Genomic DNA, 21,352 nt, shown 5'->3' with positions numbered 1-21,352 from the left:
GATGGCGGACACCCGGAATCCCGTTATCGGTAGGGTTGACGGTATGAGTACGCCAGCGGAACGCTATGCCGCCTTCCGTGAGGGGCAGTCCGGAACCGGACCCGCGCTCGCCTCGTTCCGCGAACTATACGACTTCGAGCTCGACGAGTTCCAGATCGACGCCTGTCAGGCGCTGGAGGCCGGGGACGGCGTGCTGGTGGCCGCGCCGACCGGGTCGGGCAAGACGGTGGTGGGGGAGTTCGCCGTCCACCTGGCCCTGCAGCAGGGCCGCAAGTGCTTCTACACCACGCCGATCAAGGCGTTGTCCAACCAGAAGTACAACGACCTGGTCAGGCGGTACGGCGCGCGCAACGTCGGCCTGCTGACCGGCGACAACAGCGTCAACGGCGAGGCCCCGATCGTCATCATGACGACCGAGGTCCTGCGCAACATGCTGTACGCCGGCTCCAACACGCTGACCGGCCTCGCGTACGTGGTGATGGACGAGGTCCACTACCTGGCCGACCGGTTCCGCGGCGCGGTCTGGGAAGAGGTCATCATCCACCTGCCGGAGTCGGTGCGGGTGGTGGCCCTGTCCGCCACGGTCAGCAACGCCGAGGAGTTCGGCGAGTGGCTGGGGGAGGTGCGCGGCGACACCACGGTGATCGTGGACGAGCACCGCCCGGTCCCGCTGTGGCAGCACATGCTGGTCGGCAACAAGATGTTCGACCTGTTCGTCGACGAGGGCGACGGCACCCTGCGGGTCAACCCCTCGCTCATGCGGATCGCCCGCGACGAGATGCGGCTGGCCCAGGCCCGGGGCAGGCGGGGCTACTCGCGCCCGGGCCGGGGGACGACGCCGAGCCGCTCGGACGTGATCGAGAAGCTCGACGCCGAGGGACTGCTGCCGGCGATCACCTTCATCTTCTCCAGGAACGGCTGCGACGCCGCCGTCATGCAGTGCCTCTACTCGGGGCTGCGCCTCACCACCGAGGCCGAGAGCCACGAGATCCGCCAGATCGTCGACGAGCGCACCGCGCACCTGCCCGACGAGGACCTCGCGGTGCTCGGCTACCTCGAGTGGCGCGACTGCCTGGAGCGCGGCCTGGCCGCCCACCACGCGGGCATGCTCCCCGCGTTCAAGGAGGTCGTGGAGGAGCTGTTCACCAAGGGCCTGGTGAAGGCGGTCTTCGCGACCGAGACGCTGGCGCTCGGCATCAACATGCCGGCGAGGTCCGTGGTCATCGAGAAGCTCGACAAGTGGAACGGCGAGACCCACGCCGACCTGACCCCGGGGGAGTACACCCAGCTCACCGGCCGGGCCGGGCGGCGCGGCATCGACATCGAGGGCCACGCGGTGGTGGTCTGGCAGCCGGGGATGGACCCCCTCGCGGTCGCCGGTCTCGCCAGCACCCGCACCTATCCGCTGCGCTCCAGCTTCCAGCCGTCGTACAACATGGCGGTCAACCTCGTCGGGCAGGTCGGCAGGGAGCGGGCGCGGACGCTGCTGGAGGACTCCTTCGCGCAGTTCCAGGCCGACCGCGCCGTCGTCGGCCTGGCCCGCCAGCTCCGCAAGGCGGAGCAGGCCCTGGAGGGCTACACCGAGGCCATGACCTGCCACCTCGGCGACTTCGAGGAGTACGCGGCGATGCGCAGGCGGCTGTCGGACCGTGAGGCCGAGCTGTCGCGCCAGCGGGGGGCGGCCCGCCGGGCCCAGGCCGTGCAGTCGCTGGAGGTCCTCAAGCCCGGCGACGTCATCCGGGTGCCGGGCGGGCGTCGCGCGGGCATCGCGGTCGTGCTCGACCCCGGCGTCAACGGCCGGGGGCACGACGGTCCCGCGCCGCTCGTGCTGACGATCGGCAAGCAGGTCAAGCGCCTGTCGGCGGCCGACTTCCCGGTGCCGGTCGAGCCGGTCGACAAGATCAGGATTCCGAAGGGCTTCAACCCGCGCTCACCGAAGGAACGGGCCAACCTGGTCTCGACCGTGCACGCCAAGCTGGGCGACCGCGACCTCGGCAAGCCGCCGCGGGCGCGCGACCACGCCCAGGAGGACGATGAGATCACACGCCTGCGGCGGGAGCTGCGCCAGCACCCGTGCCACGGCTGCGACGAGCGTGAGGACCACGCCCGCTGGGCCGAGCGCTACCACAAGCTGCTCCGGGAGACCGAAGGGCTGCGTCGCCGGGTCGAGGGGCGCTCCCACGTCATCGCCCGCACCTTCGACCGGGTCTGCGGCGTGCTGGACCAGCTCGGCTACCTGGACGGCGAGACCGTCACGGAGCAGGGCCGCAGGCTCGCCTCGCTCTACACCGAGCTGGACCTGCTCACCGCCGAGTGCCTGCGGGCCGGGATCTGGAACCGCCTCGACCCCGCCGAGCTGGCCGCGTGCGTGTCCTCGCTGGTGTACGAGTCGCGGCAGGCCGACGACGTCCGCAGCCCCAAGATCCCGGCCGGCGCCACCCGCGACGCCCTCGGGGAGATGGTGCGGCTGTGGGGCGAGCTGGAGGGCATCGAGGAGGACCACGGCCTGTCGTTCGTGCGCGAGCCCGACGTCGGCTTCGCCTGGGCGGCCTTCCGCTGGGCCAAGGGCCACAGCCTCGACGCCGTGCTGACCGACTGCGACCTCGCGGCGGGCGACTTCGTCCGCTGGATCAAGCAGCTGCTCGACCTGCTCGGCCAGCTGAGGGACGCCGCGCCCAAGGGGAGCAAGGTCGCCGACAACGCCGGCAAGGCCATCGACGCCATGCGCCGCGGGGTCGTCGCCTACTCCTCCGTCAGCTGACCGCGGGCTCAGGCGGCGGTGAAGCGGACCTCGCGGGTGGCGGGGTCGGCGCGCGTGAGCCGTACGGGGACGCGCTCGCCGAGCGGCAGCCGGTCGCCGTCGCACCGGGCGATCACGGCGGGCTCGGCGATCTGCACCTGCCCGCCCGGCTTCCCGTCGGTGACGTCGATGACGACGGCCTCGAAGACCTGTCCGATCCGGGGCCGCAGCACGGCCGCCTCGACCAGGTCCACGCACGCCCGCTCCACCCCGCCGGCCCGCCTGCCGCCCGCGGCCATCTGCTCCGGGAGGCCGGGCAGCGCCCGGGTGACCTCCTCGGGGACCGGGTCGCCCGCGGCCACGGCCAGGCAGACCTCGGTGGCGTACCGGTCGACCAGCCGCCGCAGCGGCGCGGTGACGTGCGCGTACGGCGCTCCCATGGCGGCGTGCAGCGCCCGCGCCGGAGGGGCGCCGTCGAAGGCGGCGTAGGCCGCGCCGCGCAGCAGCACCGTCGACTCGTGCAGGAAGGCGGCATGGCCCGGGATCTTCGGATCGATCCCGTGCACGACCTCGGCGTACGACACGCCGTCGGGCCAGGGCACGCCGAGCGCGGCGGCGACCCTGCGGACCTTGCCGACGTCCTCCGGGCCCGCTTCGGGCAGGACCCGGAGCACGCCGACGCCCGCGTCCAGCATCATCCGGGCCGCCGCCATGCCGGTGAGCAGCGAGATCTGGGCGTTCCACGCCTCGCAGGGATGGTTGGTGCGGAACTCCACCCGATAGCCGCCGTCCCCGTCGGGGACCACCTGCTGCTCCGGGGTCGGCAGCGACAGCCCGCCCCTGGCCCGCTCCCGCTCCAGCCGCAGCGGCCCCACCTCGGCGAGCAGCGCGAGCGTCCCCTCCGCCCGGCCCGTGTCCACCGCCGCCTGGACGGTGTCGTAGTCGAGCCGCTCACGGCTGCGTACCAGGGCCCGGCGCAGGTCCACCGCCTCGATCTCCCCGTCGGAGGCGAGGTCGAGCCGCCACAGCGCCGCCGGGCGGACCTGTCCGGGCAGCAGGCTGGCCGCGCCCTCCGACAGGAGCGGCGGGTGCAGCGGCACGCGCTCGCCGGCCATGTAGACCGTCTGCGCGCGCACCCTCGCCTCACCGTCGATCGCCCCGCCCGGCCGGACGAACGCCCCGACGTCGGCGATCGCGTACCAGACGCGGTAGCCCGCCCCGCGCCGCTCGATGCACAGCGCCTGGTCGAGGTCCATCGAGCCGGGCGGATCGATGGTCACCAGCGGCAGATCGGTCCGGTCCTCCCCGGGGGTGACGGGGGACGCGACGGCCCGCTCGGCCTCCTCCAGCACCGGGCCGGGGAAACCATCCGGCAGGTCGAAGTCGCTGCGAATACGGGCGAATCCGTCGCGGAGCCCGTTCGCCGTGTCGTCTAAGCGGATCATCGTGCGCGGCACGCGATCAACCTACCCGAGTGCGGACATTCCAGGCTTTCCGCCGATGAAGTCGCGGACGAGCGCCACGAGCTCCTCCGGCCGCTCGGCCGTCGCGATGTGCCCGCTGTCCAGCTCCTCGTACGAGGCCCCCGGGATGGCGGCGGCCAGCTCGCGGGTGTTCTCCACGGGGACCAGCGCGTCGCGGGCGCATCCGATCACCAGGGTCGGCGCCTGGACCCGCGGCAGCAGGCCGCGGACGTCCATCCGCAGGGCGAGATCGATCTGCCGGAGCCTGTCGGCATTGGCCCGATAGGCGGCGGCGAGCTCCTCCACGGCCGCCCGGCCGATGGAGTTCAGATGCTCAGAGCTGAAGGCGATCAGCATCGTGTACCGCGCGAAAGCGGCGGGATCACCGGCGAGATCCCGCCAGAGGGTCAGCGCGTTGCGGAAGTACTCGTCACCCGGCCCGGCCAGGCCCGCGACCAGCACGAGGCCGCGGACCAGGTCGGGCCGTACGGCGGCGAGCGCGGCGGACACCAGGGCGCCCATGGAGTGCCCGGCCACGTCGGCGGGCCCCTGTCCCAGATCATCGATCACGGCGGCGAGCTGCTCGGCGAGCAGCTCGATCGTGAGTTCGCCCCCGTCGTCGCGCGCCGCGTCGCTGCCCGAAAGATCCGGCAGCACCACCGTGCTGGTGTCCGCGAACGCCCCGGCCACGCCGTCCCAGGACTTCGAGCCGGGGTTGCCCCCATGCACGAGTACCAGTGGGCGGCCCTGGCCCATCACCCGGTACGGCACGCGCGCCGTGCCCACCTTGATCTCTCTCATGTCCGTCTCCCGTCCTCGTCGCCGGATGCCGCAGACACTGCCAGGAGCGTGTGGCGATGAGGAGGGGAGAGGGCTCCCTAGGACCGGCTCTCCTAGCGTGCGCGGGACAGGAAGGGAGCCGGGGCGCTCAGGATGGATGACATGAAGATGGACCGGACCAAGCTGGCCGACTTCCTCCGCCGTTCCCGCGAGCGGCTCCGGCCGCAGGAGGTCGGCCTGGCCGCCGGACCCAGGCGCCGCACGCCGGGCCTGCGCCGTGAAGAGGTGGCCCAGCTGGCCGGGGTGTCGGCCGACTACGTGATGCGGCTCGAGCAGGCGCGCGGCTCCCAGCCGTCGGCCCAGCTGCTGACCGCACTCGCCCGGGCCCTGCGGCTGACCGAGGACGAAAGGGATCACCTCTTCCTGCTGGCGGGCCACCGCCCGCCCGAAGGGGCGCGCGCCGGAGAACACGTCCGTCCCGGTCTGCTCTACCTCCTCGACCGGCTGGGCGAGACGCCGGCCCAGCTCCTCACCGACCTCGGCGATCTGCTCGCGCAGAACGCCCTGGCCGAGGCCCTGTTCGGATGCGTGTGCACCGTCGCGGAACCCGACCGGAACATCGTGTGGCGCTGGTTCACCGACCCGGCCGTGCGCGAGCCGTACCCCGCCGAGGAGCGCGACCGCCTCGGCCGCCTGCACGTCGCGGACCTGCGCGCCGCCGCGACACGTCGTGGCTACGACCGGCCGTCGAGCTCCCTGATCGACCGGCTCGGGGCAGCGAGCGAGGAGTTCGCCGCCCTGTGGCAGCGGCACGAGGTCGCCGTGCGCCGGGCCAGCCGGATGCGTGTCACGCATCCGTCCGTCGGGCCCATCGAGTTCGACTACGAGATGCTGCAGACACAGGCCGCGGATCAGCGCCTCCGCCTGTTCACGCCACCGCCCGGCTCCAGGAGCGTCGAGGCTTTGGAGCTCCTCCGCGTCGTGGGCCCGGAGACCGCCCACCGCAGCCACCGATGAGAGCCTCCCGCGCGGCGGGGCTCAGGGCGGCGGGGCTCAGGCCAGCGCGGCGAGCAGGCGGTTGAGCGGGCTGTCCAGGCCGTACTTCTCCGACAGCGCGACCAGCCGCTCGGGATCGCGCGGCGCGGCGGGCAGGGAGACGTCGACGTCCGGGATGGGGACGTCGTGGGCCACCCGGACGACGAGGGGGGCGACCTCCAGGTAGTCGCGGGCGGCGGCGAGCTTGTTGCGGGCGCCCGCGGGGAAGCCGTCGGCGCCGCCGTCGTCCAGGGCGGCGAGCAGCGCGGACAGCGACCCGAAGCGCGTGACGAGGGCCGCCGCCGTTTTCTCGCCGATGCCGGCGACGCCGGGCAGGCCGTCGCTCGGGTCGCCGCGCAGCGTCGCGAAGTCGGCGTACGCCCGGCCCGGGATGCCGTACTTCTCGCGGACGAACGCCTCGTCGATGATCTGAAGGTTACGAATGCCCCGTACTGTGTAAAGGGCCCGGCACGGCTTCTCGTCGTCCACGAGCTGGAACAGGTCACGGTCGCCGGTCACGATGTCCACGGCGGAGGTCGCGGCGGTCGCGTAGGTCCCGATCACGTCGTCGGCCTCGTAGCCCTCGACGCCGACGCGGGCGATGCCGAGCGCGTCCAGGACCTCCTCGATCACCGGGACCTGCGGGGCCAGCGTGTCCGGCACCTGTTCCTCGTCGCCGCTCGCCACCCGGTGCGCCTTGTACGACGGGATCGCGGCCACCCGGAACGCCGGCCGCCAGTCGGCGTCCATGCACGCCACGATCTGGGCGGGGGAGTGCTGCCGCACCAGAGTGGCGATCATGTCCAGGAGCCCGCGCACCGCGTTGACCGGCATGCCGTCCGGCGAGGTCACCGACTCCGGGACCCCGTAGAAGGCGCGGAAGTACAGCGACGGAGTGTCGAGAAGCATCAGCACACTGCCATTGTCACGCCTGTCAGGAGTGCGGTGGGCACTCTCCGGTGACCGCGACGGCCAGCAGGCAGGTGTCGTCCTCGGGGTTGGGGCCGCCGATCGCCTCCAGCAGGCCGTCGAGGCCCGCGTCGAGATCCGCTCCGGCCGTGCCGAGGCCGGTCGCCACGGCGGCCTCCACGATGAGGGACACCCCCGCGCCGATGTCGCGCGAGCGGCGCTCGGCCAGGCCGTCGGTGAACATCAGCAGCAGGTCGCCGGGCTCGAGGCGGACGTCGGCCACCCCGTACGGCACGCTCGACGTCGCCCCGAGCACGACGCCCCGGGGCGCCCCGAGCTGGCGCGCGCCCCCGCGGCGCACCAGGATCGGGGCGGGGTGACCCGCCTGTGCCCATGTGAAAAGGCGGGTCGCCGGGTCGAAGTGGCCGCACACCGCGGTCGCGGTGGTGTCGTCCAGCCGGGTGAGCACCATGGTGTTCAGCCACGTCAGCAGCATGCCGGGGCAGGCTCCGGTCATGCTCAGGCCGAGCAGCGCGTGCCGCAGCTGCGCCATCTCGGCGATCGCGGGCAGGCCGTGCCCGGACACGTCGCCCACCGCGAGGAACATGCGGCCGTCGGGCAGCGGAGCGGCGTCGTACCAGTCGCCCCCGAGGCTCGACGCGCGGCCCGCCGGGACGTACCGCACGGCGATCCGGGCGTAGGGCAGGTCGATCGACGCGCCGGGCTCGGGCAGGATCGCCTCCCGCAGTGCCAGCGTGACGCGGCGCTCCTCGACGGCTCGTTCCCGCCGCTCCGCCCACCGCCGTCCGCCGATGTTCTTGACCGGAAGGGTGCCGACGGGGGCGGCGCCGGGCGTCGTGCCCGGGTCGCGGTCGTCCGCGGGGGGAAGGGCCGGCCTTGTGCCGCCCACTACGCCGACCATTTGTCTCGCTCTCGATGGTGCTCGTGCACGTGCCGTTCGGACGTTCTGTGACTGTCCTGACGCGGAGCGTAGCAGTCCTGCATCACCCAGGGGTTGCTTTTCTTCTATGCCGTGGAATAAGCCAGAGCCCCGCGAAGCTCGCCCGCGTGGCGGCTGTGGTACAAGCACCTGTGTGTGTCGCGGGAGCCCGCGCTCGTTAGATTAGGTCGCGTGACGACGATGTCCCAGGAACCTTCCGACCTGTATCCCACGACCCGCCCGGCAGCCGTACGGGAGGCCGTCGGCCGCGCCGGTCTCGACGCGCTGCTGCTGACGCCCGGCCCCGACCTGCGTTACGTGACCGGCTACGACGCCCTGCCGCTGGAACGACTGACCTGCCTCGTCGTGCCCGCGTCCGGCGAGCCGTTCCTCATGGTGCCGCGCCTGGAACTGCCGGCCGCCGAGCACTCGCCGGCCTCCCGGCTCGGCGTCGAGTTCGTGGCGTGGGACGAGACCGACGACCCGTTCGCCGAGGTGGCCCGGCGGTTGGGCCGGGTCGCCCGGGTCGGGCTGGCCGACCGGATGTGGGCGATGCAGTCGCTGCGGTTCCGGGCCGCCATGCCCGGGGCCGAGCAGGTGCTGGCCGGGAGCGTCCTGCGCGAGCTGCGCATGCGCAAGTCGCCGGCCGAGGCCGCGGCGCTGGCGGAAGCGGGGGCGGCCATCGACGCCGTGCACAACCTGGTGCCCCGGTTTCTCAAGGCCGGCCGCACCGAGCGGGAGGTCGGCAAGGACATCGCGGAGGCGATCATCGACGCCGGGCACGCGCGGGTCGACTTCGTGATCGTGGGTTCGGGGCCGAACGGCGCCAGCCCGCACGCCGAACTGAGCGACCGCGTCATCCGGCCCGGCGAGCCCGTCGTGGTGGACATCGGCGGCACGATGCCGAGCGGCTACTGCTCCGACTCCACCCGGGTCTACTGCGTGGGCGAGCCCCCGGCGGAGTTCACGGCGTACTACGAGGTGCTCAAGCGTGCCCAGGAGGCCGCCTGCGCCCACGTGAGGCCGGGCGTGAGCTGTGAGTCGGTGGACGCCGCCGCCCGCGAGGTGATCGCGGAGGCGGGGTACGGCGAGTACTTCATCCATCGCACCGGTCACGGCATCGGCCTGGAGACGCACGAGGAGCCGTACATCGTGACGGGCAACGCCGAGGAGATGCGGCCGGGGTTCGCGTTCTCCGTGGAGCCCGGCATCTACCTGCCCGGTCGGCACGGCGCCCGGATCGAGGACATCGTCGTCTGCGGCGAGACCGCCGGCGAGCGGATGAACCACACCACCAGGGACCTGGTCGTCGTGGACTGACGCGCGCTTCCCGGTAACGGGTCACCCCACCCGGCATGTCGGGGATGCGATCGCGGCAGTGACGGTGGTAGCTATAGTCGCGTTCGTCCTCCGCGGTTTACGCTGCTTCCGGGGGCGGTGCCATGCGGGCCCTTCTGGAGGCTTAAGTTGACGCAGCTGGTCCCTGCTGCCGACGGCGGTGCCCTGGCGGTGGACTGCATCGGGGCGCCCGACGGCAAGCCCGTCTTCCTGCTGCACGGCACACCGGGCAGCCGTCACGGCCCCCGCCCTCGAGGCGTCGTCCTGCAGCGGCTCGGCGTCCGGCTGATCTGTTACGACAGGCCGGGGTACGGAGAATCCAGCCGGCGACCGGGACGCACGGTGTCCGACAGCGCCGACGACGTCAGCGCCATCGCGGACGCGCTGGGTCTCGGCGTCTTCGGCGTCGTCGGCCGATCCGGGGGCGGCCCGCACGCTCTGGCCTGTGCCGCGCTGCTGCCCGGCCGGGTGGAGCGGGCCGCCGTCCTCGTCGGCCTGGCGCCGGCGGACGCGCCGGATCTCGACTGGTTCGCCGGGATGACCAGGTCCAACGTCGAGGAGTACACCTCGGCCGACGACGACGTCTCGGCGGTCGAGGCCGACCTGACCGAGCGCACGGACCACATCCTGCATGATCCGGAGTATCTGCTCAGGTTCCTCCTGCCCGAGCTGACCAGCTCCGACCGCCGGGTCATCGAGGACGTCGGCATCCGGCGGCTGCTGATCGACACGTACGCGGAGGCGTTGCGGCGCGGGCCCGACGGCTGGATCGACGACGTGCTGGGCGCGCGCCGGCCCTGGAAGTTCGAGCTGTCCGACATCTCCGTTCCGGTCCTGCTCTGGCACGGAGCGGACGACATGTTCTCTCCGGTCGAGCACACGCTGTGGCTGGCCGACCAGATAGCGCACGCCACACTCAGGGTCGAGCCGGGGGTGGCGCACTTCGGCGCTGTGGAGGTGCTGCCGCAGGTTCTCGCCTGGATGGTGGACCCGGCCGCGCGAACACGGTTCGCCTCGGCCGGGACGGGTTTCGCGCCCTGATCAGAAGGGCTGCGGATCCAGCGTGCGGCCCACCAGCCGCCCTGCCCGCAGCGTCGTGACGGTCGGATGGTCGTCGCCCAGCACCGCGGCGAGCTGACCGAGGAGCGTCTCGCGCTCGGCGGCGGCGTCCGCCGCCCCCAGGCGTTCGCGCACCAGCAGCAGGTTCGCCTGGCACCGCAGCGTGTCGGGATGCCGCGGCCCCAGAGACCTGCTCATCCGGTCCAGGGTGTCCTTCTGTATGTCGGCGGCGTGCTCCAGCCGGCCGGCGTCGGCCAGCATCGCCGCCTCGGCCGCCTTCGCGGCCAGGTGATAGGGGTGGTCGGGACCGAGCCTCGCCGAGAAGCCGTCGGCGGCGGCTCTGACCTCCGTCAGCGCCTTCTCCTGGTCGCCCCGCTGGTGGAGCGCGCTCGCGAGGTCGAGCCTGCAGACGAGCGTGTGGGGATGGTCCTCGCCGAGGCGCCTCCGGTATATCCCCAGGACCTCCTCGATCTCCCCTACGGCGTCGTCGGCCCGGTCGAGTCCCAGCAAGGTCACCGCCCGGCCCAGGCGGCAGGTGAGCGTGTCGAAGCTGTCGTCCCCGAAGCGCCGGCGCAGCTGCGTCCAGGCCTCCCGGAACCTCTCCTCCGAGCTTTCCATCGCTCCCGTGGCCCGCAGCGCCATCGCGTACACCACCTGGGCGTTCATGCTGACGGGCGAACCGCTGCCCAGATGCTCGGCGCATTCGGCGGCGGTCTTCGCCATGCGCGCGGCGGCCGCGTCGTAGTCACCGGCCTCCAGCAGGTCGCGGCCCCGGTTGACCGCGCTGAACAAGGTGAAGGGATGGGCGGTGCCGAGCACCGAGCGGCGCTGCGTCAGGGTCTCCTCGTCGAGTTGCAGCGCCTCACGGAACCTGCCGTTGACCCGGTAGGAGACGGCGAGGTTGTTCCCGGAGGCCAGGGTGCCCGGCTCCTCCACGCCGTGGATCGCGCGCCAGGTCCGATAGGTCTCCTCCTCGATGTCGAGCGAGCCGGCGTAGTCGCCCAGGGCCCGCAGGTCCGCCGCGAGGCTGCCGGCGGTCAGCAGGGTGTGGCGGTGGTTGCCCAGCACACGCCGCTGCTCGGCGAGGGTGCTCTCGTTCATCGCCCGGGCCTCGCCGAAACGGCCCAGGCTGCGGATGACGTTGCCGAGATTGAACCTGAGGTGCAGCAACTGCCGCTCGAGCCGGGCCGCGGCGTCCGGGTCCGTCTCGGCCGCGAGCATGTCCTCCCACACCGCCGCGGTCCTCCTGCCGAGCTCCTCCGCCTGCGGCAGGTCCCCGCGCAGCCAGATGTAGCGAAGACGGTCGATGAGCAGTGTGCGAACCGCCTCCTGGCCGGAGTACACGGCGCCCACGGGCTCCAGGTGGGGCCAGATCATCTGGTACTTGGGCCAGTTCGCCGGGTCGTCGACGTCCTTCTCCGGCCGGGCCGCCGCGAGCACCCCTTGCACATCGAGGCGGGCCGCCTCGCGTTCCTCCTCCGTCATCCGCTCCTGCGCGACCGCCTGGAGCATGAGGTGGACATGGATGCGCTGGGCGGGGGTGTCGTTCTTGATCAGCGCCAGCCGGTCGAGCTCCCGGATCAGGATGGTGATGTCCTGCGGCTCCGCGAGCGTCGGGTCCAGCGGACGCAGCAGTTCCACCATGGCCCGGGACTTGAGCAGGTCGAGGCCGATGCGGGGAGCCATCACCGAGCAGAGCTCGAACAGCCGGGAGGCGGCGGCGGACCTGTCCCGCAGCTTCTGCAGAGACATGTCCCACGCCTTCGACAGCGACTCGGGATACTCGGCGAGCCTGCTCCGCGAGATCGCCCGGAGGGGCTGTGCCCTCAGCTGGTCCAGGTAGGCGTCCACGGAGATTTCGGTCTCGGCCAGCCAGGCGCCGGCGGCGGCGACCGCCAGGGGGAGGTCACCCAGAGCCTCTGCGGCGTTGCCCGCCTCGGCCATGCTGATGCGGGCCTCGCCGACCCTGCGGAGCAGGTGCGCGACGCTCTCCTCCCGGCTGAACACGTCGACCTGGACCGCGTGGGACCGGTGTTCCCACTCCCGGTTGCGTGAGGTGATCAGCACGTGACCGCTGCCTCCGGGCAGGAAGCGGGTGACGTGCTCCATGTCGTCGGCGTTGTCGAACACCAGCAGCCACCGCCGGGCGAACTCCCCCTGTCCCAGCGCCTGCCTGACGGCGGGAACGACCTCGGCGGAGGTCAGCGCCGGGCCGGCCGCCGCGGGGCCGCGCATCCGGGCGACCAGGTCGGCCAGCGACGCGTCGACGAACTGGGGCTGCTCACAGTCCACCCACCACACCAGGTCGTACGCCGCGGCGAAGCGGTGGGCGTACTCCATCGCGATCTGGGTCTTGCCCATGCCGCCGCTGCCCAGGATCGTGAGCGGGCGCATCACGGCGCTGCCGTTCTCGCGTAGTTCGTCGCGGATGTGGCGGAGAATGTCCTCCCGGCCGGTGAACAGCTTGTTCTTGGCGGGGGCCTCGAAGATCCGCGGTGCGGCGCCGGGGTAGCGGGCGCCGAGCGTCCGGGCGGGTGGCGGGGCCCCCATGTCGACCATCTCGAGAAGCTGTGCGACCGCCTCGTCCTCCGGCAGGCCGGCGAGGAAGGCCGCGGTGGCGGATGACAGCGGGGCCACGGGCCGTACGCTCGCGGTGTAGAGGGCGTAGGCGGGCTGCCGGGGGGACAGGGTCCCGCGGACCCTCCTGATGTACGCCGGGGTGACGACGGCGAGGACGGACGCCAGGCTTTCGCTCCACTGGTCGTGGTCGGGCTCGTCCAGCGGGTCGCGGACCGTGAGGCCGGCCGCGGTGAGGACGCCGCCGATCCACTCCGCCCACGCCTGGTCCTCGGGGAGGTAGTCCAGCAGGATCTCGTTGGGGGGCTTGCGGATGAACCGCTGCCGCGTGCGCAGGCGCACCGCCTCGTCCAGGTAGGGCATGGCGGTGACCGCGCCGTCGGTGAGCCTGGCCGTGAGCCGCTCGTACGCCGACCGCAGGGATCCGGGTTTGCCCGGGGGGTCGCCGAAGACGGCCAGAATCTCCTCGTAGGCGTAGAACGCCTGGTAAGGCACCTCGACAGCGGACCAGTACTCCTGCCGCCCGGCCTCGTTCAGTCCGGCGGGCAGGCCGCGGAAGGCGTGGAAGGCGAACGCACGGCCGACCTCCATCTTGTCCATCTCCGCCTGGTCCACCCGCATCGGGACGGGCAGGATCCGGATGTCCCTGGACAGCATGCGCTCCTGGACGGTCCTGGCGACCTGGGCGCCGCCCAGGATGCCCTGGTTGCTCAGCGTGAAGCAGTCGACGAGCACGTCCGGCAGGTGCATGGTGCAGATGTCGGCGACGTCGCTCAGCCCCGTGCGGCTGTCGATGAGGACGTAGTCGTAGTCGCGCCTCATGTCCGCGCGGAGCTCGTCGAAGAAGTCGGCGCCGTGCAGCACGTCGAAGAACAGGTCCCAGTCCATGGCGCTGACCGTGCGGGTGTAGTCCAGGTTCTGCCGGCCTCGGGGCAGGTAGTCCAGGACGCCGCCGTCGGGGAAGGACCAGTCGAGGGAGAAGACGTACGGCCGCACCCGGGCCTGCTCCTGGATCACCCTGCGGAGCCGGGCCCGGGCGTCGGCCGGCTTCCCCACGGCCGGCAGGGCGCGCCGCGCCGCCCACTCGTAGCTGCGGATCAGGTCCACGATGCCGGGCTCGCTCGCGATCGAGATGTCGATGAACGGCTGGTAGAACCGGTAGAGGCCGGGGGAGTCGAGGTCCCAGTCGGCGACGAGGACGCGCTTGCCGTTGGACGCGAGGATCCACGCGACGTTGGCCAGCGCCATCGTGCGCCCGGTGCCGCCCTTGTACGAATAGAACGTGACGATCTGGCCGTCGCGGCTGCGCGGCTGCCTGCTGTCGTCCATGTCAGCCATGTGTCTCCTCGCCGAGGGTGTCCGGTGGCGGAGTGAGGGTGCCCGGCCCGGGCCCGCCCGTCAGCCGGTGCCGCGGCGACGCGACGTCGTCCGGGTCGGGCTTGGGACCGTGCCGGAAGTACTGCCGCTCGGCCTCCACCACCAGGCGCGGCATGATCGAGGCGAAATGTTTCAGGGAGCGGACGCCGGCGACGGCCTCGCGGGCCGACTCCGTACGGAGCGCTCCGGCCTGTTCGAGCAGTGCCCTGGTCCGCTCGGCGAGCCGGTCCGCACGCTCACCCCCGCGGGGATCGGGCACCAGGAGAGGGACCACCCAGGGCGGTAGGTCCCGGACGAAGGCGTCCAGCCGGCCCGCGGCGTCCTCGTCCGCGACGAACCAGGGGTCGATGAGCGCGACGCCGGGCAGCCGCTCCGTCTCGGGTCGCAGGACGTCCCTGACCACGGCCGCGAACTCCAGCCGCTCGGCGACGCCGGCCGCGTACTCGGCCAGGGAGAGCTCCTGCTCGTCCGGGAACGGCCGCCAGAGCCACGGGCTGGTCCCGTACCGGCGGGGGTCGGCGCCCGCGGGGAGGGCGGCGAGGGCCGGCGCGGCCACGGTCACCTCGAAGACCGGATGGGCCTCGGCGGAGGGAAACGGGCTGGCGGCCGCCGTGATGTCCGCGATCTCGGAGGGGCCGACGGGCGATCCCTCGGCGAGCTCGACGATCCGCCGGGCCAGACGCTGGAGCACCGCGTGGTACGAACCGCGCATCGGAGCGATCTTGAGCAGCGCGCGCAGGCCGTGCTCCGCGTAGCCGGGCACGGGGTCGGCGTCGAGCTGGAGCAGCTCCGTCCGGTCCGCGCCGTCGGGCAGCGGCGCCCACAGCACGGGGACGATCCGGGTGAGCGGATCCGGCACCCCGGCGTCGGCCATCCGCTGCCGGTAGCAGGCCCACTCACGTCCGGGCCAGGACCTGGCGAAGTACCCGGGGGAGTACAGCGCGACGAAGACCTCCGCGGAGCCGAGGGCGCGGGACAGCCACGCCTTCCAGTCCGTGCCGGCGCGGACGTCCTGGTCGAAGGAGCCCGGTGAGACGCCGAGGTCGCGGCGGGCGAGTGCCCGCACGGCCGTGTTGAGGTCGCGGAAGAACGGCCGGACCCATTGGTCGGGATCGGCGCCGGAACTGCCCGGCAGGGGAGGCGAGTGGGCGTAGCTGAGGAAGAAGTAGCCGCCATGCCGTTCCCAGGGGGCGTTCCGGGTGGTGTCGGTCATCGCGGCTCCTCGAAGGTGGTGCCGAGTGTCCTCACGTCGAGCGCGAGCGGCTCGACGCGATGGTGCATGAGGATCTTCTGGATGCGCTGCGCCAGGAGCCAGACCACGGTGTGGTACTCGTTCGATTTGCCGAGCCGGCGCAGTCCGAAAACGCCGTGGGCCTCGTACAGAGCGATCTCCTTGGCGAAGATGTGCAGGTCGTCCTCTCCCGCGAACCGCTCGACCGACCCGACGATCTCGGGAAAACCGCCCGGCGCCGGCGCCCAGATGATCGGCAGGATGCAGGTCTGGCGGACCGAGGCGGAGTGGTTCAGCCGCACGACCCGCCGGCGGGAGAAGCCGTGCCATTCCATGGCGCACCACTCGCTGCGCATGTACGGAGCCATCAGCAGGGGGATGAACACCTGGCAGGTTCCGAGCGCGTCGAGCAACTCGCCCTCCCAGCGTTCGCCGCCGCCCATCGACCTGTCGATGAAACCGTACGGCGCGCCCGGGATACGGGGCACCAATACCGCCAGGTCCACGCACAAATCATTGAAGAATCGCATGGCGAGCTCGTTGGAGCCCGGCGGCGTGTTCTTCTCGGTGTGCGCGTAACTCATAAAGAAGAGCGGCGCCCGCGGATCAAGATCGGCGAAAGCCTGTTCGCCCAACCCGCTACACCCCGCCTTCTTATATCGCTTTGATGGTAACCAGCTTTCCGGGAAAACTTCCGGGGTTCGCGGGGTCAGTCCCCGGCCCACGCGTCGACGGTCGCGCGCATGCCCGCGACGAACCGGACGCCGTGTGGTGTCAGGGATCCGGAGGCGGTGAGGGCGCCGATCGCCTCGCGGATCCCCGCGCTGAGCCCGCCGAACCTGTCCCGGGCGTCCGCGCCGGGCGTGACGCGCCACAGGTCCGCCTGTGCCAGCCGCGCGTAGGCCTCCCGGAGGATCCGGCCGGGGGCCTCGGAGGTGCTCTCGACGAGGCCGTGCAGGGTCGTCAGCGCGTCCAGCTTGGCGATCTGGAACTCGCGGAGCAGCGCGACCTCGAGACCGCCGGAGCCCGGCGGCGGCAGCCCGACCGCGCCCAGCGGATGCCGGAGGCCGCCCGCGCGGTGCCGGCGGGGCGGCCCGGGGCGCAGCGGCACCACGGCCCGCAGTCCCGCCCCGAGCGCGCGGGCGTAGGCGGGAGTGTCCTGTTCCAGGCGCTTGCCCGCGCCGTCCAGACAGGTCCTCCAGCCCTCCCAGTGGCTGCCTGTGAGACGGCCCGCCGGACGCCAGCCGGACCGGCCGCGGAAGGCGTCGAGGTCGTCCACGAGAACGGTGTGATCACCGAACGCGGCCGACCGTACGGGCAGCCAGCGCGGGTCCTGTCCGGTGACCCGCCGTCCGGCCGCGAACAGCCCCCGGGAGGAGAGCGAGACGCGGATCGTACGGCCCGGCCGCCGCCCCAGCCGGAGCACGCCCAGAGCCGGCAGGTGCAGGGAGCCGTCCCGGACGGGGAGCGGCAACTCGGCCTCCATTCCGGCGTGCAGCGCGGCCGAGGCGGCGATCCCCGCCAGGTGGGCGAGGTCCAGCGTGGCGCGGGCAGCGCGCGGCGGACGCAGGCAGCGCGACGCCCACACGGCCGTGCAGGGATGGGCGAGGACCTCCGCCACGGCCGCCGGCCGTTCGAGGTCCACGCGGGTGAGCAGGGCCAGGCCCTCCCTGGCCGCCTGCTCCAGTTCGCCTGCTCCGTCCGGCAGCCCGGAGGCGACGTGGGCGACCAGCGCCCTGGTCAGCGACAGCCCGGCCTGCGCGAGCGCCGCCACGGCGGCGGGATCGCCCGGGCCCCGCGCGAGCGAGTCGAAGGCGGCCGGGGACAGTGTGTGGGCTCTGTCGGCGGGGCCGGCGTCCGGAACGACGAGACCGGCGAGCGCCTTGAGGTCCGGGCAGTAGACGGAGGGATTGGCGAAGCCGCTCCCCGTGCGGTAACGGTGCGCGTACAGGCCGCCGCCGCACACATTGACCACCTCGCAGGACCGGCACGTCTCGCACAGCGCGGCCAGGCCGCCGCGCCGGGCCGCCGGGCCGGGAAGGGCCGCCACCGCGTCGACCGCGTGCGTGCGCACGTTCAGCCCGGTCTCGGGAGCTCCGTCGAAGGCCGTCTTCAGCGAGTCGGCCTGCTCCCAGCCGCCGTCGGTCTCGATCACCAGCAGGTTCACCGGATCGAGGCCCACGGACTCGCCCAGGCTGGGCCCTCCGGACGCGGCGGACAGCATCGAGTCGAACAGGCGGATGGCGACCGGACGGCCGTCGGAGGCCCACCGGGCGTGGACGCGTCCCAGCCAGTCCGCGTACGGCGTGCCCCCACCGGGCCGGGGCGGCGGGTGATCCCAGGTCGCGTGGGGAAGGAGCAGGTCGAGGCTGGGCGGCGACTCGGCGAGCAGCGCCTCGTAGACCGCGATCGGGTCGTTGGCCGGGTCGACCGTGCACAGCAGCCCGGCGTAGAGGTGCCGGTACTCCGGCCGCCTCAGCAGTTCGAGGGCGCGGCGGACGTGGGGATGACTGCTCCGCCCGTCCGCGAACCGGCGATGCCGGTCGTTGGCCGCGCGGTCGCCGTCGAGGGACACCCCCACGCGCACCGCGTACTCGTCGAAGAGCGCGCACAGCGTCTCGTCGAGCAGCACGCCGTTGGTGTGCAGGCGCAGATCGAGCCGGCACACGGGATCGAGGCGGGAGCGGAGCACGGCCAGGACCTCACGCAGCTTCGCGGCCCCGAGCAGCAGGGGCTCGCCGCCGTGCAACACCACGCGTATCCCGCCGAGACCGTGCGCGGCCGCGTGCTCGGCGATCCGCCTGGCCGCCCACCGCACCGTCGCCCCGCCGATCGCCCGCGGCTTGCGGAGCCAGCTCTGGTCCGCGTGCTCATAGACGTAGCAGTGATCGCAGGCCAGATCGCAGCGGCTGTGGATCTTGAGGACGTATTCGGTGACCAAAGGCGGCGCGACGCCGTCAGATGGCCGAATTGAACACCGCCGTCCCGGTCGTTTCCGTCTCCCCGAGCACATGCGTCACCAGGCGGTTCACGGCGCCGTCCGCGTCCGCGGTCAATTCCGCGAGCGACACGTCCCGCAAATCGGGGATTCCAATTCGACCGTCATTCACGACCGTTTCCTCCTGGGTATCGGGCGCGCGCCGGAGGGTACCGGAGAGGAGCTTTTTCAGCGTAGGTCACGGCACCGGTGTTGTCATCAGTGCGCGCGGCCCGCCGCATCGCGTGCTCCGGGGAAACGGCGTTTCCGCGCGTTCACGGAATCGGCTGTCCCGCGGACGGGCGGGGACGTTCGCGGGGAGACCGTCCGGTGACGATTCCCCGGGAGGGTCCCGCCGCCGCTACCGTTGCTGGCGTGGAGGAGATCGATCGCCGAATCGTCACCCTGCTGGCGACTGACGGCCGGATGAGCTTCACCGATCTGGCCAAGGAGACCGGACTGTCGGTCTCCGCGGTTCACCAGCGGGTACGCAGGCTGGAGAAGCGCGGTGTCATCCGCGGATACGCCGCTCTCGTGGACTACGACGAGATCGGTCTTCCGCTGACCGCGTTCGTCTCGATCAAGCCGATCGACCCCTCCGCGCCGGACGACGCGCCGGAACGGCTGAGCCATCTGACCGCCATCGAGGCGTGCCACAGCGTCGCGGGCGATGAAAGTTACATCCTCAAGGTCCGCGTCGCCTCTCCGCTCGCCCTGGAGGAGCTCCTCCAGCAGATCCGCGCGTCGGCCAACGTGAGCACGCGCACGACCGTCGTCCTCAGCACGCCCTACGACTACCGGTCCCCGGTGATCGAGAAGGAGCTGGACGGCGACGCGACCGGCTGAGCGCCGTCCCCCTCCCGCGTGAAGTGCGCCCGCAGCCGGGCGTACGCCTCGGGGGGCGCGCCGAGGCGGTCGAGGCCGAGCAGCGCGGCGCCCACGATCGGCGGCACGCCGGTCACGACGAGCCGGGCGAGCGGCGCGCGCTCGGCGTAGTGCCGTTCGACCAGCGACGTCAGCAGGGGATGGCGGGCGGTCAGCACGCCGCCGCCGAGCACGACCTCGCAGGGCGCGGCGAGCAGGCCGAGCCGCCGCATGGCGACCACGCCGAGCAGCGCGATCTCCTCGGCCTGCCGCTCCACCAGCGACCCGGCGATCGCGTCGCCGTCCGCGGCGGCGGCCAGCAGGGGCGGCACGAGCGCGTGCAGCCGGTCGCCCGGCAGATCGCCGAAGTGCAGCCCGACGACGGCCTCCTCGACCGTCGCGGTGCCGAAGCAGGCGCGCACGGCCTCGGTCAGCGCGGTCGCGGGGCCGCGGCCGTCCTCGGCGCGAACGGCGTGCCAGAGAACCTCCTCGCCCAGGTGCTGCCCGCCGCCCCAGTCGCCGCTGAGGCGGCCGAGCGCCGGGAACCGGGCGATCCGCCCGGCGGGGGAGACGCCGACCGCGTTGATGCCGGCGCCGCAGACGACGGCGACGCCCCATCCGGTGGACGACCCGGCCCGCAGCAGGGCGAAGGTGTCGTTGCCGACGACCACGCTCGCGCCGTAGCCGCGGGCCAGCATTTCGGCCCGCAGCACTTCCTCCTCGGCGGGCAGGTCCGCGCCCGCGACGTACGCCGCGACGTGGTCGGCGTACGGCGGCGCGGCGGTCCCGCCGGCGAGGGCGCGCCGCACGGTCCGGCCGATCACGTCGACGGCGGCGGCGGCCCCGGCGCTCTGCGGCAGGAACGCGGGCCCGCGCGCGGCGGCGAGCACCGTGCCGTCCTCGCGGACGAGGGCGACGTCGGTCTTGCTGTTGCCGCCGTCCACCGCCAGCACGGTACGCGGCAGGGTCACCTCGACACCGCCCAGGGCAGGAAGGCGCGGTTGGCCTCCACCAGGCGCGCGGCCAGGTCGCCGGCGAGGGACGCCTGGCCGACCAGTGGATGGGCCAGCAGGGCGTCCCTGACGCGGTCCTCGCCGCCGTGCAGGGCCGCCTCCAGGGCGAGCGCCTCGTACGCCGACACGTGGGCGATCAGGCCCCGGTGGAGCGGCTCCACGGGATCGGCGGGCAGCGGAACGGCGCCCGCGGCCGTGACGGCGGCCGGGACCTCGATCACCGCGTCGTCGTCGAGGAACGGCAGCGTGCCGTTGTTGCGGGTGTTGACGACCTGGACGTCCCCGCGGTCGCCGGCGAGCGAGGCGACCAGGGCGACGGCGGCCTCGGAGTAGTACGCGCCGCCGCGCCTGTCCAGCAGGCCGGGCTTGGTGTCCACCGCCGGGTCCGCGTACATCTCCAGCAGTTCCGCCTCCATCGCGGCCACCTCGGCCGCGCGCGACGGCGAGGTCCGCTGCTCGGCCACCACGCGGTCGTGCTCGTAGAAGTACCGCAGGTAGTACGACGGCACGGCGCGCAGGTGGCGGACCAGCTCCACCGGCAGGCCGACGGACTCGGCGATCACCTCACCGTGCTCGTCCAGCAGGCGGGGCAGCACGTCGGCGCCGTCGAGCAGGACGGACCGTTCCCAGGAGAGGTGGTTGAGCCCGACGTGGCCGAGCGTGATCCGCTCGGGGGCCACGCCGAGCAGGGCGGCGAATCGGCGCTGGAACCCGATGGCCACGTTGCACAGCCCGATCGCCCGGTGGCCGGCGTCGAGCAGCGCCCGGGTGACGATGCCGACGGGGTTGGTGAAGTCGACGATCCACGCGCCGGGCGCGAGCGCGCGCACCTTCTCGGCGATGCCGAGCACCACCGGCACGGTCCGCAGGGCCTTGGCGAGACCCCCGGCCCCGGTGGTCTCCTGCCCGACGCAGCCGCATTCCAGCGGCAGGGTCTCGTCGACGTTCCTGGCGGCCTGGCCGCCGACGCGCAACTGCAGCAGCACCGCCCCGGCCCCGGCGACGCCGTCCTCCACGCGGGTGGCGGTGGTCAGCGCGGCGGGGTGCCC

The 21,352-nt window shown here is 72.8% G+C and carries 15 protein-coding genes; 5 read left to right on the top strand and 10 right to left on the bottom strand.

The window, feature by feature from the left end; genetic code table 11:
• The first annotated feature begins 43 nt into the window (after positions 1–43).
• Entirely contained in the window at positions 44–2,761 is a 2,718-nt protein-coding gene (locus tag AB0J39_RS15305) for a DEAD/DEAH box helicase (RefSeq protein WP_363464538.1), read from the top strand.
• An 8-nt stretch (positions 2,762–2,769) separates the two neighbouring features.
• Here AB0J39_RS15305 and AB0J39_RS15300 read toward each other — a convergent pair whose 3' ends face one another.
• Positions 2,770–4,197 (bottom strand): RNB domain-containing ribonuclease, encoded by a 1,428-nt coding sequence (locus AB0J39_RS15300; RefSeq protein WP_363464536.1) that lies wholly within the window; start codon positions 4,195–4,197, stop codon positions 2,770–2,772.
• Between the two features lie 9 nt (positions 4,198–4,206).
• A complete protein-coding gene (locus tag AB0J39_RS15295) occupies positions 4,207–5,004 on the bottom strand; it encodes an alpha/beta hydrolase (protein WP_363464535.1) in 798 nt (265 codons plus the stop codon).
• A 141-nt stretch (positions 5,005–5,145) separates the two neighbouring features.
• On the opposite strand from AB0J39_RS15295, the gene AB0J39_RS15290 reads away from it, so the two are divergent.
• Positions 5,146–6,000: a helix-turn-helix transcriptional regulator gene (locus AB0J39_RS15290; RefSeq protein WP_363464534.1), complete on the top strand. Its 855-nt coding sequence runs from the start codon at positions 5,146–5,148 to the stop codon at positions 5,998–6,000.
• Between the two features lie 36 nt (positions 6,001–6,036).
• On the opposite strand, the gene AB0J39_RS15285 is transcribed toward AB0J39_RS15290, so the two are convergent.
• Together AB0J39_RS15285 and AB0J39_RS15280 are read right to left on the bottom strand one after the other, a co-directional pair.
• The gene (locus AB0J39_RS15285) at positions 6,037–6,927 is read right to left on the bottom strand and encodes a 5'-3' exonuclease (RefSeq protein WP_363464592.1); all 891 of its coding nucleotides are present in this window, start codon (positions 6,925–6,927) and stop codon (positions 6,037–6,039) included.
• A gap of 25 nt (positions 6,928–6,952) precedes the next feature.
• The gene (locus AB0J39_RS15280; RefSeq protein ID WP_363464532.1) at positions 6,953–7,837 is read right to left on the bottom strand and encodes a PP2C family protein-serine/threonine phosphatase; all 885 of its coding nucleotides are present in this window, start codon (positions 7,835–7,837) and stop codon (positions 6,953–6,955) included.
• Positions 7,838–8,068: 231 nt separating this feature from the next.
• Between AB0J39_RS15280 and AB0J39_RS15275 the strand changes: the two genes are divergently transcribed.
• The gene (locus AB0J39_RS15275; RefSeq protein WP_363464590.1) at positions 8,069–9,187 is read left to right on the top strand and encodes a Xaa-Pro peptidase family protein; all 1,119 of its coding nucleotides are present in this window, start codon (positions 8,069–8,071) and stop codon (positions 9,185–9,187) included.
• A gap of 147 nt (positions 9,188–9,334) precedes the next feature.
• The gene (locus tag AB0J39_RS15270; protein ID WP_363464530.1) at positions 9,335–10,246 is read left to right on the top strand and encodes an alpha/beta hydrolase; all 912 of its coding nucleotides are present in this window, start codon (positions 9,335–9,337) and stop codon (positions 10,244–10,246) included.
• Here AB0J39_RS15270 and fxsT read toward each other — a convergent pair whose 3' ends face one another.
• From fxsT to AB0J39_RS15250, 4 genes are all read right to left on the bottom strand, one after another.
• Positions 10,247–14,179: an FxSxx-COOH system tetratricopeptide repeat protein gene (gene fxsT / locus AB0J39_RS15265; RefSeq protein ID WP_363464528.1), complete on the bottom strand. Its 3,933-nt coding sequence runs from the start codon at positions 14,177–14,179 to the stop codon at positions 10,247–10,249.
• A complete protein-coding gene (locus AB0J39_RS15260; RefSeq protein ID WP_363464526.1) occupies positions 14,172–15,431 on the bottom strand; it encodes a TIR-like protein FxsC in 1,260 nt (419 codons plus the stop codon). Before AB0J39_RS15260 ends, fxsT begins: the two co-directional genes overlap by 8 nt.
• On the bottom strand, positions 15,428–16,084 hold the full coding sequence (locus AB0J39_RS15255; protein ID WP_363464525.1) for a TIR-like protein FxsC: 657 nt from the start codon (positions 16,082–16,084) through the stop codon (positions 15,428–15,430). The genes AB0J39_RS15260 and AB0J39_RS15255 overlap by 4 nt, the downstream gene beginning before the upstream one ends.
• A gap of 74 nt (positions 16,085–16,158) precedes the next feature.
• On the bottom strand, positions 16,159–18,390 hold the full coding sequence (locus AB0J39_RS15250; RefSeq protein WP_363464523.1) for an FxsB family cyclophane-forming radical SAM/SPASM peptide maturase: 2,232 nt from the start codon (positions 18,388–18,390) through the stop codon (positions 16,159–16,161).
• 411 nt (positions 18,391–18,801) lie between these two features.
• Between AB0J39_RS15250 and AB0J39_RS15245 the strand changes: the two genes are divergently transcribed.
• Positions 18,802–19,272 (top strand): Lrp/AsnC family transcriptional regulator, encoded by a 471-nt coding sequence (locus AB0J39_RS15245; protein ID WP_363464522.1) that lies wholly within the window; start codon positions 18,802–18,804, stop codon positions 19,270–19,272.
• On the opposite strand, the gene AB0J39_RS15240 is transcribed toward AB0J39_RS15245, so the two are convergent.
• On the bottom strand, positions 19,221–20,261 hold the full coding sequence (locus tag AB0J39_RS15240; RefSeq protein ID WP_363464520.1) for a BadF/BadG/BcrA/BcrD ATPase family protein: 1,041 nt from the start codon (positions 20,259–20,261) through the stop codon (positions 19,221–19,223). The two genes, AB0J39_RS15245 and AB0J39_RS15240, sit on opposite strands and share 52 nt — an antisense overlap.
• A partial coding sequence (locus AB0J39_RS15235; RefSeq protein ID WP_363464518.1) for a 6-phospho-beta-glucosidase occupies positions 20,258–21,352 on the bottom strand: 1,095 nt, incomplete at its 5' end. The genes AB0J39_RS15240 and AB0J39_RS15235, both read right to left, overlap by 4 nt.

This window comes from Microbispora sp. NPDC049633 (assembly GCF_040675265.1).
GTDB lineage: Bacteria > Actinomycetota > Actinomycetes > Streptosporangiales > Streptosporangiaceae > Microbispora > Microbispora maris.
The sequence above is the reverse complement of the archived record's forward strand: the minus strand, read 5'-3'. Positions and strand labels throughout refer to the sequence as shown.

Coding starts and splice junctions, on each gene's coding strand:
- AB0J39_RS15260 (WP_363464526.1), bottom strand. CDS start 15,431: ATGACCGACACCACCCGGAACGCCCCCTGGGAACGGCATGGCGGCTAC.
- AB0J39_RS15290 (WP_363464534.1), top strand. CDS start 5,146: ATGAAGATGGACCGGACCAAGCTGGCCGACTTCCTCCGCCGTTCCCGC.
- AB0J39_RS15295 (WP_363464535.1), bottom strand. CDS start 5,004: ATGAGAGAGATCAAGGTGGGCACGGCGCGCGTGCCGTACCGGGTGATG.
- AB0J39_RS15305 (WP_363464538.1), top strand. CDS start 44: ATGAGTACGCCAGCGGAACGCTATGCCGCCTTCCGTGAGGGGCAGTCC.
- AB0J39_RS15285 (WP_363464592.1), bottom strand. CDS start 6,927: ATGCTTCTCGACACTCCGTCGCTGTACTTCCGCGCCTTCTACGGGGTC.
- AB0J39_RS15275 (WP_363464590.1), top strand. CDS start 8,069: ATGTCCCAGGAACCTTCCGACCTGTATCCCACGACCCGCCCGGCAGCC.
- fxsT (WP_363464528.1), bottom strand. CDS start 14,179: ATGGCTGACATGGACGACAGCAGGCAGCCGCGCAGCCGCGACGGCCAG.